The organism is Ereboglobus luteus (genome assembly GCF_003096195.1).
Taxonomy (GTDB): domain Bacteria; phylum Verrucomicrobiota; class Verrucomicrobiia; order Opitutales; family Opitutaceae; genus Ereboglobus; species Ereboglobus luteus.
Window position 1 is genome coordinate 479,222 of the sequence record NZ_CP023004.1, and the last position, 17,968, is coordinate 497,189.

2 protein-coding genes are annotated in these 17,968 nt (G+C 63.6%); one reads left to right on the top strand and one right to left on the bottom strand.

Features of this window, described 5'->3' with window-relative positions; genetic code table 11:
• The first annotated feature begins 23 nt into the window (after positions 1 to 23).
• Positions 24 to 236: a hypothetical protein gene (locus tag CKA38_RS15195; RefSeq protein ID WP_152032615.1), complete on the top strand. Its 213-nt coding sequence runs from the start codon at positions 24 to 26 to the stop codon at positions 234 to 236.
• A 52-nt stretch (positions 237 to 288) separates the two neighbouring features.
• Here CKA38_RS15195 and CKA38_RS01855 read toward each other — a convergent pair whose 3' ends face one another.
• Complete coding sequence (locus tag CKA38_RS01855; protein ID WP_152032616.1) at positions 289 to 17,427, bottom strand: autotransporter-associated beta strand repeat-containing protein; 17,139 nt, start codon at positions 17,425 to 17,427, stop codon at positions 289 to 291.
• Between the last annotated feature and the right edge of the window lie 541 nt (positions 17,428 to 17,968).

The window sequence follows — 17,968 nt, forward strand, 5'->3', positions numbered from 1 at the left end:
TGAGAAGAAGGAACACAGAGGGCATGGAGTTCCTTTCCGTATCTACAAGCAATCCCGAAAAGTTCACCTCTGAAGCGTATGATGCTCCCATGCGCAAAAACACTCAAACAACCAATCCATTTAGCCACAAAAAGGCGCAAAAATTCCGTCCGGCTATTCAACGCTTCGAGGCGCCTATAGGCGCGCGTAAAATTTCAGCCGAGGTGGAGATTATTTTTGTGCCTTTTTGTGGCTAAAAAAATTTCATTCTCTTTGCTGCCATTCTTTACTTTTTCCGGGACGGGTTAATTACCAGAGGCGGCGGTAGCCGAGGTTGATCGACCAGGGACGCTCGTAGGCGCCGGCCTTGTTGTATTCATAATCCAAATACACCTGGCTGCGCGGATCGATCAGGTAGCTCGCGCCGAAACCGGCCTCGAATCGCCAGCCGTCGTAGTCAGGGAGGAAGGTCTTGTCGTTCGCATGGATTTCGCCGCCGTCGGTGAGGGTTTTCACCACGCCGATTTTGCCGTAGGGCGACCATCTCGAATTTGTGATCTGCCGGCCAAAGCGCACCTGGCCGCGATACTGGGCGGCGCGGGAGCCGTCCACTTTCACATCAATCGCGACGTCATCCGGCGTGGTGCGATAGCTTGCGCTGTTCAGCCAGGCAAAGGCGGCTTGCACGCCCGGCTCGACCCACCAGCCGTCGCCGCGCCCAAACCGGCGGCCCAATTCCAGCGACACGCCTTGCGCGTTGCTGTTGTAATCACCGCGAACCAACCGGTTCCCGGCCGTGCGCGTCTCAAAGCTGTTTTTGTAGCGGTCCACCTTGAGCACGAGGTCGGCATACCAGCCGTTGTCGTGCAGCCACGCGGCGTAGAGGCCGACCGAGAGATTGCGGGTCTTGCCCTCGCTGCCGGCGGCGTCGAAGTCGCGGTCAATGTTGCCCATGTCAACAAATCCGCCGATGAGGTTCACGCTGCTCCGCGCACGGAAGGCTTTGTCACCGCCGGCGGTCAGGCCGTAGGCATATTGGTCAAAGCCGCGACCGGAGATCGTGTTGTTCGCGTTCAAATGGTAGCCGCGACCGCGCAGCCACAGGTTGCCGGTCGGTTTTTCGACACCGGTCAACTCGGCGCGGACATGACCCATGCGCAGGTAAAGCGCGTCGAGGGAATAGTGCCAGTCCTTGGCGAGCATGGCGGCGGTGTTGATGATCGAGTCCGCCACGTCCGAAAGACCGGCGTTGAGCAAATACCATTTGTCGGGATCAAGGTTCAATCCGCTGAGGACCGCGGAACCCTTGTTGAGCTCGAACGAAACCAGGCCAAAGTCGACCTTCTCACCGTCGAGCAGATAGGTCGCGACTCCGGCGTCGGTGATGAGCGGGATTGCCGTCTCGCCGTCGGACGGCACGCCGGCGGCGGACACGGAGTTGACCAAAACGGTGTGTGTGCCGTCGGAGCTGCCGTTGGTGATTGCGAGGTGATCGGCCACCTCGCCATCGGCCTTGAGCCCGGGGGCGTTGGTGAAGTCGACGTTGAACACCAGCGAGCCATTGTCGCCGGAGAGACTGGCAAGCGTGGCGCGCCTGAAGGTTGAGCCGGAATGGACAAAACCCAGCGTGGAATTGTTGAGCGCCGTGGCGCCCAGTTGCGCCTGGTCGATGTCGATCCAGATGGCGGAGTCGTCGCGGACGTCCACGCGGGCGGCGGTTCCGCCGAGGGCGTTGGTGGCGCTCAGGTAAACGATGGCGCTGGAAAGCTCGACGTTGTCGATCGCATTGTCGTGCCCGATGCCAAACGAGCCGCTGGTGGTGATCGCGAGCGTGCCCGGGCCGGAGACATTGTTGCCCATCACGCCGTTGACATTGCGATACTCGAGGGTGCCTTCGGCGGCGACGGAGACATCGGCGGTGTTGAGCGCGGCGAGGTCCTCGAACACGAGCCGGCCAAACTCGACGCTCGCACGGCCGAGGAATCCGGCGTTGGCCGTCGCGATGACGGCGGTGCCGCTGTTGGCCTTGATGATTTCGCCCGCGCCGCCGAGCGCGTTGACGATGGTGCCGCTCGCGGCGACATCAAACCGGAGCGTGCCGCCCACCGCGATGTCGCCCGTGCCGAGCGCGGCGAGATCCCTCAGGTCCACCATGGCGGGCTCGGCGATCTCGATGCTGGCGGCGAAACCGGTGTTGGCGGAGGTGACGGTGAACGTGCCGCCTCGCAATTCGAGCAAGCCGCCGCCGGTGAGCGTGCCGTCCGCGACGCCGCCGTTCACGATGGTGAGCGCGCCATTGGGGCCGAGGGCGATGGTGGAGCTGGCGGCGGTGTTGAGCGCGCCGATAATTTGCGCGGTATTGCCGATCAGGGTCGTGGTGTTGTTTTCCAAGCGCAGGAGCGAGGTGTGGCTGTCGTTGCCGCCAAGGACATTGTTTTTGCCGGTCACCAGCATGCCGCCCGCGGTGACAACGGTTTCGCCGGAATAATCGTTGCCGCTGTTGTTGAGCGTGATGCTGCCGCCGGTGGCGTTGATATGCAGACTGCCCTCGCCGGTGACCCTTGCGTCGAGCACGCTGTCCGTCGCGTCGATGGTGTCGAGCGCGAGTGTCTTGTCGCGCTGGATGTCGAGCTCCGTGAGCAGATAATCGTAATAGAGACCCGAGCCCCGCCCGTCCGTGGTGTTCGTCGCGGAGGCAAAGGCCGCGTATTCGTAATTGGCGATCACGACGTCGTCGTAATTTATTTTCTGGCCGTCTCCGATGGCGCGGCCGTCCACGCGCATGATTTCCATCTGGCCTTCCTGCGTGACGATATCCGCGTCCAAGAGCTTGACGGCGTTCGCACCGGGGCCGTCCTGGTCGAGGAAGTTGGTCGAGGGCGGCAGCGTGCCGGCAGGCGTCAAGGTTTCGGAGAGGCCTTCGAGGACGACTTTGCTGGAGGAGTCCGCCACCGCGAGCGTGCCGGTCTTGAAAACGTGCGCGGGGCTGAGCGCATCCATGGCGATGCCGAGCGTGCCGCCGTCCATCGTCAGGCCGCCGATTGCGCCGCCGCGCGCGACGCGCACATTCGAGGCGGAACCGGCGCGCACGGTCGCGCGCGCGAGCGCCTGCTCGTTGAGCAAGCCGGCGGCATCGTTGGAGAAGTCGAGCTTGGTCGAGACGAGACTGAGCGTGCCGTTGAAATTCGTGCCGGCGGAGGCGGCGAAGCTGAATGTGCCGCCGGCGAGATCGACGGCCACCACTCCGGCGCCAGTGAGCGCATTTCCGTAAGTCCAGGCAGGGACTGTGTCGCTTTCGATTCGGAGCGTGCCGCTGACATTGGTCGCGGCGGCGCCGAGATTGTTTTGCCCGCTCACAAGCATGTCGCCGATGATGTCCCACTCGCCGTCGAAGCCGGTGTTGTCGCCGCCGACCGTGACGGACGCGTCGGACGCGATGCGGTTGGTGCCGCTGCCGCTGATATTCGCCGCCAGGTCAACGCCCGTGACGCGCACATCCAGCAAACCCGCATTGGCCGTGGTGTTCGCGTATGCGCCGGCGGCGGTGAGCGCGAGCGTGGCGTTGTTGGTCACGTTGCCATCGCCGAGACCGCCAAGATGCGCCAGCGTGAGCGTGCCGCCCGTGATCGTGGTCACGCCGGTGCGGACGTTTGCCTGGCTGATGACGAGGTTGCCGGTGTTTTGCTTGATGAGTTCGCCTGCGCCGGAGAGGGCGTTGGCGAAGTCCCACGTCGCGGCATTGTCGGCGACAAATACACCGCTGTTGGCAATCGCGGCCGCGCCGGTGTTCTCGGCCCGGCTCGCGATGAGACGCGAATCCGCGTCGATGATGAAACTGCCGGATGCGGTGATGGCGTTTGCTCCGGTGAGCGTGATCGTCGAGCTGCTTGAAAGTTGCACGTTGCCGTCGCCGTTGACGGATTTCGCGAAGTCTCCGCGCGCCGCGTCGAACAACACCAGGTTGCTGTTTTCGATCTCACCGGTCACGCCGACGCCGTCAGCCTCGCGCAATTTGAGCGTGCCGCTGTTTTCAATCGCGGCGGTGAATCCGCTGTTCGAGTTGGTCACATCAAGCATGCCGCCGATGAGCGCGAGCGTGCCGCCGCCGGTGAGCGCGCCGGAGCTTGTGCCGCCGGACAGAATCGTGAGCGCGCCGGAGTTCAAGTTCAGCGTTGAGGTTGCGGCGCCGTTGAACGCGCCCACGGTTTGCGCCTTGCCGTCGAGGTCCGCGCCGGTGTTGGCGGCGAGATCAAGCAGGCGCGTCTGGCCGAGCGCGCCGTCAACGCCGAGCTTCAAGGTGCCGCCGGTGACAAGCGTCGCGCCGGTGTATGTGTTGCCGGTGTTGACCAGGGTGATGATGCCGGTTTCGCCGTCGGCGTTGATTTGCAGGTTGCCGTCGCCGCTAACCAGGGCGCGCAGTTCGGCGCCGCCGAGGAAGGCGGTGTCCTTGTCCAGCAGCGTCGTCTGGCTGGTGAGCAGGTGCAGGTGTGTGAGCGTGTAGGCGAGGAAAATGCCGTCGTCGCCGGCCGTCGCCATGAAGTCGTAGGTGCCGCTGGCGGTCACCGTGCCGGCGCGCGTGATGTCGCGCTGCGTGGCGTCGCCGAGTTCGTTGCCGGCCTGGTCGACAAGCTGCGCGCCGGTGAGCGCGGTCTTGCCGCTGTGCGCGGAGCTCTTGACGAGCTGGACACTCATCTCCTCATCCTGCCGCAGGAGCGAGAGCACGGAATTGAAACCGCCCGTGTCAACCACCAGCACGGTGTCGCCGACGTGCAGCGCGTTTGTTTCAACGAAGGAGGCGGCGGCGGTGCCGCTGTTATCCAGCGCGAAACGGATCGTGCCGCTTTCCAGCAGCAGGTTTCCGATTCGCTGCGAGCCGGTGGCGACTGTCGTGAAATTGCCGTCATCAATAACCAGGCTCGCGTTCGTGAGCGCGGAGGCATTGTCCGCGCCGAGGGCGAATGTGTTGTTTTGCAAACGCACCGTGCCGCTGTAATTCGCGCCGACAACAGTGGTCGCGCCGAAATTGAAGCTGCCGGCATTGCGCACCAGCAACTCGCCCGACGCGCCGGCCAAACGGTGGTTGAAAACGTAGTCGCCGCCCATGCCGTCCAACACGAGGCGGCCGCCGTCGATTTCCACGGCCGCGCCGGACGCGCCGGCGACGCCGAGATTGTCTTGCGAAGTCATGGTGCCGCCGCCGCGCACGAGCCACGTGCCCGTGAAGCCGGTGTTGTCGCCGGCGATGGAGATATCCGCACCGGAGCCGACAATGGCGGAGCCGACGCCGCTGATGTCGTTGGAAACGGCGCCGTCGAAATTGTCGAAAACAAGAACGCCCGCGGATTGCACCTCGACTTCCGACGAGCCAAGCGCGCCGGCAATCGCGGCGGTGAGCGTGCCGGTCGCGATGAGCGTGTCGCCGGTGAAGTTTTCGTTGGCGCGGGCGATGGAGAGGTTGCCGGTGTTTTGCTTGAGGAGCGTGCCGGTGCCGGCGAGGACGTTGGTGAAGTCCCATGTCGCGGCATTGTCGGCGACAAACACGCCGGTGTTGGCAATCACGGCCGCGCCGGTGTTGGCGGCCTGGCTCGCGATGAGGCGCGAATCCGCGTCGATGATGAAACTGCCGGAGTCGGTGATGGCGTTGGCTCCGGTGAGCGTGATCGTCGAGCTGTTTGAAAGTTGCACGTTGCCGTCGCCGCTCACGGATTTCGCGAAGTCGCCGCGCGCCGCGTCGAACAACACCAGGTTGCTGTTTTCGATCTCGCCGGACACACCGACCGCGCCGGCCTCGCGCAATTTGAGCGTGCCGCTGTTTTCAATCGTTGCGGTGAATCCGTTGTTGGAGTTGACCACGTCGAGCACGCCGTCGATGAGCGCGAGCGTGCCGCCGCCGGTGAGCGCGCCGGAGCTTGTGCCTCCGGACAGGATCGTGAGCGCGCCGGAGTTCAAGTTCAGCGTTGAGGTTGCGGCGCCGTTGAACGCGCCCACGGTCTGGGTCTTGTCGTCGAGGTCAACGCCGGTGTTGGCGGCGAGATCGAGCAGGCTCGTGCGGCCAAAGGCGTTATCCGTGTTGGCGATCACGGTGCCGCTGGTGATCGTGGTCGTGCCGGTGTAGCTGCTCATCGCGTTGCCGATGAACACCTCGCCGGTGGCGCGCATTTCGAAATTGCCGGTGCCGGTGAGTTGCACGCCAAGAGTATCGTCGGTGGCGCCCTCGTTGGCGAGCACGATGGTCTTGCCGTCGTCGGCGTCGAGCCGCTTGAGGCCGTAGGTGAGATACACGCCGCGGCTTCCGTCCTCGTCGCTGACCACGGCGAAGTAATCGTAATACGCGGTGCCGAGCGTGCCGCTCGCGTCGGTGACTGGCTTGCTAATCGCGGCTGTGCCGCCACTGAGCGCGCTGCCGCTGATCGTGGTGATGGAAAGCTGCGCGCCCGCGCCGCTTTCAACAACGCCGGCGGCGATAACTTGCTGGAGATTTTCGCCGTCGTCCTGGTCGAAGAACGAGGTCGCGGTGGGCGCGTCGGCTTCGAGATCGATCGGGCCGCTGCCGCTGATGACGATGGTGCCCGTGCCGGACGCGCCGAGGCGGTCGACCGTGAGCGTGCCGGTGATGACGTTGTTGACCATCCTCGTGACAAAGGAGCCGCCGTCGAAGTCGAGGCCGGCGATTTTGCGATTGGATGCGATGGACGCGCTGCCGCTCGCGCCGAGGTGAAGCATTGCCTTTTGCAAGGCGGTTTCCGAGGTGTCGTCGTCGAGCAGGAATGATCCGTTTTTGACGAGCACCGCGCCGGTGAAATGGCTTCCGGTGGAGGCGGCGTTCGCGGCGGCGAAGCGGAACGTGCCGGAGCCGCCGAGATCGGCCGCGAGCACGCCGGCGCCACTGAGGGCGTTGTAGTAGGTCCAGTCGGAGCCGTTGCCGACGGTGAGCACGCCGTCAACGCGCGTGGCGGCGTCGCCGAGATTGTCCTGCATGGCGACGGTCGCGGAGCCGTCGGCGGCGATGTGCCACAGGCCGTCGAAGCCGGTGTTGTCGCCGGTGATGTTTGTATCCAGATTTTCAATACGGTTGGTGCCGCTGCCGGTGATGTCCGACGCAAGCGTGACACCGCTGCCGGTGACAAGGAGCACACCGGCGTTGGCCGTGTTGTTGGCGAAGGCGGCGTTTTCCAGCGCGAGGGTGAGCGTGCCGGTTTGCGCGATGCGCGCGACGCCGGTCGCGCCGATGGCGCCGGACGCGCCGAGCTCGAGCTCGCCGTTGTTAATGAAGGTGTCGCCCTCGTAGGTGTTGTCGGACGTGAGCGCGAGGGTGGAGTCGCCCTCCTTCACCAGCGCGCCATCGCCGGCGATGAGGCCGGAGAAGGTGGAGCTTCGCGCGGTGCTCACCGTGAGCGTGCCGGTGCCGAGGGTGATGTCGCCGTCGCCGGAGAGGTTGTTCACGCGCTGGTTAAAATTGTTCAGGTCGAACACCCCGTCCACGATGACGGCGTCGCTGGCGGCGATGGCGTTGGCCGTGCCTGCGCGCAGCACACCCTCGCTGACGAGCGTCGTGCCGGTGTAAGTGTTTTCCGCGCTCAGGATGAGTGTGCCCTCGCCGAGCTTGGTGAGCGATTTGCCGTCCCAGCCGGCGTGCGCGGTGGTGTTGCCCAAAACGACATCAACGTCGAACGTGTTGCCCGCGCCGAGCGTGAAGTCGCCGTGGCTGTATGCAGCGTTGCCGCCGAACCATGAGAGATCAATGCCGGCGAGGTATTGTTTCGCATCGGCGGATTTGTAGATGCCGCCGTAGAGATAGTCGGGAAGGCTCGCGGCGTCGAAACCGGCGAGTGTGGCGCTGGCGAAGGTGCCGGAGATCGTGCCGGTGGTTGTTTTGAGGAGCACTTGCGTGCCGTTCGCAAGAACCGCGCTGGCGGTGGAAAGATTGGAGTCGATGGTAAATCCGGTCACGCTGAGCGTGCCGTCAACTGTCGCCGTCGATGCGATGACGAAGGCGTCGTCAAGGCCGCGCGAGGAGGCGTCGAGCGCGAGCGTGGACATGGCATTTTGATAATACCTGCCGCCGACGTTGACGAGACCGCTGCCGGAAACGCCGAGGTAACCGACGCCGGAATATCCGACGCGGAGGTTGTTCATGTTGTTAAAATAACCGGTGCCGCTCACCGTCACGCGGCCGTCGCTGCCGGCGTAGCGCCCGATGTATCCGTGGGTGGTTTGCACACTGCCGCTCCCGGCAATCGTCAGGGTGCCCGTGCCGGTGCGGCCGACATAGAGACCGACCATGCTCGTATTATTCCAGTATCCAAAATCATCCACGGTCACGCTGCCGTTGCTGTTGGCGGCGTAGCCGATGTTGCCGCTGTCGCTTTGCACGCGGCCGCTGCCTGAAATCGCCAGGCTGCCGGTGCCGCTGTTGCCGACGCGCAAGTCGCCCGTGTTATTAAAGTAACCGGAGCCGCTCACGGTCACACTGCCTTTACCGCTGGCGTTGTTGCCGACGTAACCGTTGGTGGTTTGCACGCTGCCGCTCCCGGCAATCATCAGGATGCCCGTGCCAGACCGTCCGACGTGGAGATCGCCCGTGTTATTCCAGTATCCGGAACCGTCCACGGTCACGCTGCCGGTGCTGTTGACGCTGTTGTTGCCAATGTAACCGGTGGTGTTTTGCACGCTGCCGCTTTCGGTGATCCTCAGGCTGCCGGTTCCGTTATTGCCGATGGCGAGTGTGAGCGTGTTATTCCAGAAACCGGAACCGCCCACCGTAACGGCGCCGACGCCGGTGGCGTAGCCGCCGATCTCGCCGCTGTCGCTTTGCACGCTGCCGCTTCCGGCAATTGTCAGGGTGCCGGTGCCGTTAGCGCCGACATAGAAGCCGCGTGTGTTATTCCAGAAACCGGAACCGCCCACTGTCACGTTTCCGACGCCGCCGTCGTAGGCGCCAATGTAACCGAACGCGCTTTTCACGCTGCCGCTTTCGACAATCGCCATGTCGCCCGCGCCGGTGTCGCCGACATAAAGGTAGCCGTTGCTGGAAACGCCAGCCTCGACGCCGAGATAACCGCTCACGGTGACCGTGCCGCTGTCGGCGGCGGTTTCGCCAATGATGACGCGCGTGTTGCCACCCGTCCAGTCGGTGATGTTAAGCGCGCCGCCGTTGACGAAGGTCGTGCCGGTGTAGGTATTGCTCGCGCTGAGAACGAGCGTGCCCTCGCCGAGTTTGGTGAGCGATTTGCCGTCCCAACCGGCGTGCGCGGTGGTGTTGCTTAGCGCCACGTCAACGTCGAACGTGTCGCCCGCGCCGATGGTGAACGTGCCGTGGCTTCGCGGCGCGTCGCCGAACCAGGAGAGGTTGACCCCGGCGAAGTATTGTTTCGCGTCGGCGGATTTTTGAATGCCGCCGTAGATATAATCTGGCAGGTCGGCGGCGTCGAAACCGTCGAGCGTGGCGCTGGCAAACGCGCCGGCGATCGTGCCCGTGGTTGTTTCGAGGAGCACTTGCTTGTCGTTGGCGAGAACCGCGCTGGCGGTCGAGAAATCCTCGCCGATGCTGAACCCGGTCACACTGAGCGTGCCGCCGACTGTCGCCGATGACGCGATGACGAAGGCGTCGTCGCTGCCGCGCGAGGAGGCGTCGAGCGCGAGCGTGGACATGGCGTTTTGGCGATAGGCGCCGCCGACGGTGACGAGGCCGCTGCCGGATATGGCGAGGCGGCCCGTGCCGCTGTTGCCGACGATGAGGTTGCCCGTGTTGTTCCAGAGGCCGGAATCGGAAACGGTCACAACACCATTGCCGCTGGCGAAACGACCGATGTAAGCGGTGTCGCTTTGCACGCTGCCACTCCCCACAATCGCTAGGGAGCCATCGCCGTAACGTCCGACGGAGAGGTTGCCCGTGTTGAGCCAGTGGCCCGAACCGCCCACGGTCACGGCGCCAACGCCGCCGGCGCTGTTGCCGATGGCGCCGATGTTGTTTTGCACGACGCCGCTTCCGGAAATAGTCATGCCGCCGGCGCCTTTATCGGCGACGTAAAGATCGCCCGCGGTGCCAAGGTAACCGCTCACGTTGACCGTGCCGCTGTCGGTCGCGGTCGCGCCAATGATGACGCGCGCGGTGCTGCCCGTCCAGCCGGTGATGTCGAGCGCGCCGCCGTTGACGAGGGTCGTGCCGGTGTAGGTGTTGCTCGCGCTGAGGATGAGCGCGCCCTCGCCGAGCTTGGTGAGCGATTTGCCGTCCCAACCCGCGTGCGCGGTGGTGTTGCCGAGCGCCAGGTCAACGTCGAATGTATCGCCCGCGTCGATGGTGAAAGTGCCGTGGCTGTATGACGTGTCGCCGAACCAGGAGAGGCTCAGGCCGGCAAGGTATTGTTTCGCGTCGGCGGATTTGTAGATGCCGCCGTGCAGATAATCGGGAAGCCCTGAGCCGTCGAAGCCGTCGAGCGTGGCGCTGGCAAACGCGCCGGAAATCGTGCCCGTGGTTGTTTCGAGGAGCACTTGCCGGGCGTTGGCAAGAACCGCGCTGGCGGTCGAATCATCCGAGCTCGCGGCGAATCCGGTCACGCTGATCGTGCCGCCAACTGTCGCCGATGTTGCGACGATGAAGGCGTCGTCAAGGTCGCGCCCGGAGGCGTCGAGCGCGAGCGTGGACCTGGCGTTTTGGGAATACGCGCCGCCGACGTTGACGAGGCCATCGCCGGAAATGCCGAGGTAGCCGGCGCCAAGATCGCCGAGAGTGAGATTGCCCGTGTTATTCCAAAGGCCGGAATCGGACACCGTCGCGCGGCCGGTTGCGGCGGCGGCGGAGCCAATGGTGACACCGACTGTTTGCGCGGAGCCGCTGCCGGCGATCACAATTTCGCCGCCGCCATCGCCGCCGACGTGGAGTTCGCCGGTGCTGCGGAGATAACCGGCCACATCGACCGTGCCTGTGTAGGTGACGAGGTCGGAGCGGTTGAAGATGAGCGCGGCGCCGGCGGCGACTTGCGCGTTGGCGGCGACCGCGCCGCCCGCCCAGCCGTCGGTTGCGCCGGAGCCGATTTGGAGCGCGCCGGTTTCGACGACGAGGTTGCCGGTGATGGCGTTCGCGCCGGTGAGTGTGGTGGTGCCGGCGCCGAGCTGGACGAGGTCGCCCGCGCCGGTGATCGCGCCGCCGTGGGTGATGTTGTCGGAGCGGTTGATTGTGAGCGTGCCGGAGTTGGCAACCGCGGCGCTGGCGATCATGCCGGACGCGCCGCCGCCCTCCCCTTCGCCGAGCTGGAGGTGCGCGCCGGTTTCGATTGTCGTGACTCCGGTGTGGGTGTTGTTGCCGACGAGGATGAGCGCGCCGCCGGCGGCGAGTGTGAGCGCGCCCGCGCCGTCGATCGTGCCGGAGAAGACGAGGCCGGCGGTGTTGTTGATGATGTCGAGCGAGCCGTCACCGATGTGGATGGCGCCCGCGCCGGAGAGGTTGCGCAGGGCTTGGTCCGTGTTGTCGGTGTCGAAGGCGGCGCCGGCGGTGATGGTCACCTTCGTGCTGCTGGCGATGATGTTGTCGATGCCGGCGGTGGTGAGCGTGGCGGAGCCGGTGATGAGTGTCTCGCCGGTGTAGTCGTTGTCGGTGTGGCCGAGGATGATGGTGCGACTGCCGGTGAATGCGAAGCCCGCCGCGCCCGTGCCGGTGAGTTGCGCGCTAAGTGTGTCGTCGATGGCGTCGCCCGGATCGATGACGATGTTTTCGATGTCGCTGAGCGACTCGATTGAGATGAGGCCGTGGTTGAGCAGGATGTCGCCGTCCTGGGTGATGGCGTTGTAGCCGTAGGTATTTTTGCCGACGGGCCTGCCGCCTGTATCCGTGCCGTAGGTGATGGAGGAGGTGCCGGAAAGGATCGGGTCGCCGTTGCTGTCAACAAGGTCAAAGCCGATGCCGTCCTCGGGGCCGTTTTCGGTGGAGTGAACGATGGTGCGCTCGCGCAGGAAGGAGCCGGACGCGATGACGTCAATGTCAAAGATATTTCCCTCAAGGCCAATTCGCGGGTCCGGTGCCTGGGGGACGCCGGAGAGGAGTTCGGTGTCGACGCCGATCGTCGTCGAGGCGGTGAGGTTGTCCTCGTTGACGAGGAGCGTTTTCACGGTGAGCAGATGTGGCTCCACGCCGGAGGTCGAGTCCGTGTTGGTTTTCACGATGAAGGTGCCGCCGTCGAGGTTGAGGCCGCCGATAGAGCGGTCGGCATCGAGGATGGTCTCGGAGTTTTCGGTGAGCCAGAGGGTCGCGTCAGCGAGAACGGTTTCGGCGTCGTCGTTGAAATTGAAATGGGTCATTTGCGCGCCTCCGCCGACGCCGACTGTGCCGGTGAAGTAAACGTCTGAGGGATTGAGAGGCTGAAGGCTGAAGGTGACGGCGTCGGTCGGTGAGGTATTGAGGAGGCGCACGAAGCCGCCGCCGGTGAGCGTGTTGGCGACGGTGGCGTCAGCGGTGGCGCGCACGCCGAGAGTCGCGCCGGCGGCGATGTTCACGGCGGCGGCGTTGAGTTGGGTGATCCCCCAGTCCACGGTCAGGAGGCCTTCGCGCACATCGACGGCGTGCATGTCGAGGCCGTCGGTGTCCATGATCCATTCGCCCCCGCCTTGCTTGGCCAGCGTGCCGGTGAAAGTCGTGGGGCCGGTGACCGCCGAAGTGTAGGCGTATTCGCTGCCGGCCGCGCCGTTGAGCACCAGTTGCGAGGCGGTGCCGGCGATGGCGAGCCGCCCGACCAGCGTGCTGCTGTTCCAGAGATGCACCTCGTGCGCCTCGTCGTCGCCGAGCAAGTCAATGGCGTAGTCGCCGCCGAGAATGACTCCCCCGGCCAGGTTTGTGACAACGGTCCGGCCCTCCTCGTTGGAAACGCCCACGTCGGCCAAGCCGATGATCGTGCCGCTGTTTGCCAGCGTGCCGCCGTATGCCAGCATGACGCCGGCATCGGCGCCCTGGATCAAGCCGCCGGCGTTGTTGGTAATCGTGGCCTCCTCCTCGGATTCGATACCACTTGCGTAAGACTGGCCGGGGATGCCCTCGGCGAGGATGGTGCCGCTGTTCGCAATGGTGCCTCCGGCTCCCAGGAAAATGCCGAACCTGCCGCCTTGGATGAGGCCGGTGGCATTGTTGGTGATCCTGGCCGCGTCGCGACTGCTGATGCCGGTAATGGCCCCGCCGATGATCGTGCCGCTGTTGGTGACCTCGCCCCCGGTTTGCATGCGGATGCCAAGCGTGCCTCCGCGGATGAGACCTCCGGCGGCGTTTGTGATTGTCGCCCCGGTGTTGATGGCGTGGATACCCGTCACGCCCTCAATCGTGCCGCTGTTGAGAACGGTGCCCCCGGCTTGCAACAGGACGCCGCCCCTGAAGCCCCTGATGAGGCCGCCGTCGGTGTTGCTCACCAGCATGGGCACGTTAACGTTGGTGACCGCGTATTCGTCGCCTTTGATGACGCCACGGTTGGTGATTTCGCCGCCGGCATCCAATTGCACGCCGTTGCGACTGCTCGAAATCAAACCGGTGGCGTTGTTGGTGAGCAGCACGGGCGCGCCGCCGCCGCGGACTCCGGCGGCGTCCGCGTTGAATATGCCACTGCTGATGATCGAGCCGGAATTAATGACGACGCCCCCGGCTGTCAGCGCCAGACCGGCGGACTCGCCATACATCAAGCCGGTGACGCCGTTGGTGATGTGCGCGGCGGCATTTTCGGAAAGCACGCCGTGGCCCCCGCTAATGAAAGAACTGCGCGTGCCGCGGATTTCCCCGGTGTTTTCCACCGTGCCCCCGGCCTGCATGTGAACGCCGGCCAGGACACCCTGGACCAGGCCGCCGGTGGTGTTTGTGATTGTGACGGTATCGCCGGCGCGGATGCCGTAACTGGCGGCGTTTGTGCCAATGATCCGGCCGCTGTTTGTGATCGTGCCATTGCCCGCCAGCGAAATGCCCGCGGTGCCGCCTTGGATCAGGCCGATGACGGCGTTGGTGATTATTATATTATCGCCGCCCTCAATGCCGTGAGCCTCGGTGCCGATGATCGTGCCGCTGTTCGTCACCGTGCCGCCAACGGCGAGATGCACGCCGGCGATGCTGCCTCGGACAAGGCTTTCGTTGGCAAAATCCGCCGCGCCCTCCAAGATAACCGCCGTGCCGGTGACGTCGATGGTGCCGGTGTTGGCGAGCGTGGAACTGGCCCCGATGACGGCGCCGCGTTCGCCGCGCATGAGGCCCCGGTTGTCAACCTTGGTGGTGCCTCCCGCGTAGATGCCGCCCTCGATAACGCCGGTGTTGGTGATTTCCGCCCTGCCGTCGTTAACGAGCACAGCGTAGTCGTTGCCGCCGATGATCGTGCCGCTGTTCGCGACCGTGCCGCCGGCGCTGAGAAACACGCCGATGAGCCCGCCGCGGACAAGGCTTCCGTTGGCAAAATCCGCCGCGCCCTCGAAGATGACCGCCGTGCCGGTGACGTCGATGGTGCCGGTATTGGCGAGCGTGGAACTGGCCCCGATGACGGCGCCGCGTTCGCCACGCATGAGGCCTTGGTTGTCAACCCGGGTGGTGCCGCCCGCGTAGATGCCGCCCTCGATGACACCGCCGGCGGCGTTGGTGATGTCCGCCACGCCGTTGTTAACGAGCACAGCGTAGTTGCTGCCGCCGATGATCGTGCCGCTGTTCGCGACCGTGCCGCCGACGCGGAGATGCACGCCGGCGAGACTGCCGCGGGCAAGGCCTTGGTTGTTGAAATCCGCCACGCCCTCGAAGATGACCGCCGTGTTGGTGACGTCGATGGTGCCCGTGTTGGCAAGCGTGGAACTGGCTCCGATGACGGCGCCACGGACGCCGCGCATGAGGCCCCGGTTGTCAACCCGGGTGGTGCCGCCCGCGTAGATGCCGCCTTCGATGACGCCGTCGGCGGTGTTGGTGATGTCCGCCACGCTTCTGTTTGCGTTCACCGCGTATTCTTTGACGCCAATAATCGTGCCGCTGTTTGTCACGGTGCCGCCACTGAAGAGATTCACGCCCTGAACCCTGCCATGAATCAGGCCGCCGACCGCGTTATCCACGGATCCGATGCCGATGTGGGAAAAGACGCCGTAACCGTCGGATCCGACGCCGGAAATCGTGCCGGCATTGACCAGCGTGCCGCCGCCGCCGAGATACACTCCGTGGCGGGAGCCTTGAATCAGGCCGCCCGTCGTGTTGCTTACGAGCGTGGCGGTGGAGGCGGAATAGATGCCGCTACCTCCGGCTCCGGTGCCGGATATCGTGCCGGCATTGAGCACCGTGCCACCCGCCCTGAGATACACGCCGCGACTGAGGCCCCAAACCAGGCCGCCGGTCGTGTTGCTCACGAGTGTGGCGTTGTTGGAAGACTGGACGCCGAAACCACTGGCGCCGGTGGCGGAAATGACGCCGCTGTTGACCACGATGCCGCCGCCCTCAAAGTTCACACCGCGATCGAGGCCCTGAATCAAGCCGCTGGCAGTGTTGTCCACGAGCGTGACGGCAGAGGAGGAATAGGCGCCGCCAACGCCGGCTCCGGCGCCGATGATCGTGCCGCTATTTGTAACCGTGCCGCCGGCGACGAGTTGAACGCCGGTGATGCCGCCTCGGATGAGGCCCCCGTTGGCGAAATCCGCCACGCCTTCAAAGATGACCGCCGTGCCGGTGACGTCGATGGTGCCGGTGTTGGCAAGCGTGGAGTCAACCCCGATGACGGCGCCGCGGTCGCCGCGCATGAGACCCCGGTTCTCAACCTGGGTGGTGCCTCCCGCGTAGATGCCGCCTTCGATAACGCCGACGACGGCGTTAGTGATTTCCGCCATGCCGTCGTTAACGAGCACAGCGTAGTCGTTGCTGCCGATGATCGTGCCGCTGTTCGTCACCGTGCCGCCATTGAAGAGATACACACCCACGGTGCCGCCCTGAATCAGGCCGCCGGTCGCGTTATCCACGGATCCGATGCCGAGGTGGGAATAGACGCCGTGACCGCCGACTCCGGTGCCGGAGATCGTGCCGGAATTGAGAACCGTGCCTCCCTCCCTGAGATACACGCCGCGAAGGCCGCCCTGAATCAGGCCGCCGGCCCTGTTGCTCACGAGCGTGGCGTTGTTGGCGGAATGGACGCCAAAACCACTGGCACCGGTGGCGTCAATGATGCCTCTGTTGTCCACGATGCCTCCGCCGACGAAATACACACCACGGGCGACGCCCTGAATCAGGCCACCGGTCACGTTATCCACGGATGCGATGCCGGCATGGGAATAGACGCCGTAACCGCCGGAGCCGTTGCCGGAAATCGTGCCAGAATTGAGCACCGTGCCGCCTACCCAAAGATACACGCCATGATTGACGCCCCGGATCAGGCCGCCGTCCGTGTTGCTCACGAGCGTGGCGTTGGAGCTGGAATAGACGCCCGCGCTGTAAGCTCCGGTGCCGGAAATGGTGCCGGCGTTGAACACCGTGCCGCCTCCCGCGAGATACACGCTGTTGTAATCGCCCTGAATCAGGGCTCCGGTCGTGTTGCTCACAAGCGTGGCGTTTGCCTTGGAATAGACTCCTGCGTCCAAGGATCCGGTGACGCCGGTGCCGGAGATCGTGCCTGCATTGAGCACGATGCCTCCGCCGCCGAGAGACACTCCCTGATAATTGCCACGGATCAGGCCGCCGGTGCTGTTGCTCACGAGTGTGGCGGCGGCACTGGAAGATACACCGACGCCGGCGGTGGCTCCTGTGCCTGAGATGACGCCGGCATTGAACACCGTGCCGCCTGCGACGAATTTCACGCCGTGAATGCCCTCGATCAGGCCGCCGGTGGTGTTTGTGATTATTGTATTATTGTTCGCGAGGACGCCGGTGTCCGTCCCTCCGATGATCGTGCCGCTATTTGTGATCGTGTTGCCGCCGCCCTGCAGGAAAACGCCCATGTTTGTGCCTTGGATCAACCCGGCGCTGTTTGTGATTGTTATATCACTGCTGCCGGTAATGCCATAATACTTCGTGCCGATTATCCTGCCGGCATTTGTCACCGTGCCCCCACCCCGCATGTTAATACCGGCACCGCCGCCTTGAATCAGACCCGTGGCATAGTTTGTGACGGACGAGGGATTGGTGGCCGAAAAAACGCCGAAGTCCGACGAACTGATGACCGTGCCGGAGTTGTGAATGACAGCGCCGCCCTTAATAAAATTCAAGGCATAGCCACTTGAGTTCACGCGTCCGAGGGAATCGATGAGTAGTGTCACGCCTGGCATTGATCCTGTTACGGTTCCGTTGTCGCGCGTGCCGCGAATCGCATAAGTTCCAGAGGACGGGATATTAAAATTGCCGGGCGTGAGGGGGATGATCGTCACATCTTGCGAGGGCAGCTGAACGGCGAAGGCCGCAAACAGGAGAAACACTGGGACGGCGCGCAAACCGCAGGGAGCCATCCGATATGTCGCGGGAGGGTTTGTAGTTTTCATGGCATTACTGTGTTTGCAGTCCGGCTGCGGAAACACGCGCCGGGCGGCGCATTGCATGGATTAATTAACGGGAAAAATCATGGTATTTTTGAATTCACATTCATTGCTATAGCGCGTCTCAAAACCGTCGTTTAATTAAATTCTAAAAATGTAAAATACCCCGCGGCCAAACCGCCCGATAAAAAAACAGATCGATTATATAGTAAATTATTAAATCGGTTCGTTCGGTCAAAATGGAGTAAAATGAAACGAAATTTTGCATATACATAATCATGCTTTCCGGCGCGGGTGCCACAACTCGCGACGGAAGTTGATCGCGCGTCGACCGCGGCATTAACAACAACCCGGCGCCACCCATAAATTTAACAAATCGAAATCCAGCGGGCCAGTCATCAAAAGGAAAAACTCGATTGCTAGTATAATTAAACAAACAACAACAATCGGATTCGTTTTATTATAATTTCATAATTTTATCACATATTGCACACAACGCGAGCGCCGCCACAATTTCTGCGTATGCAATTAATATAAAACAAAAATG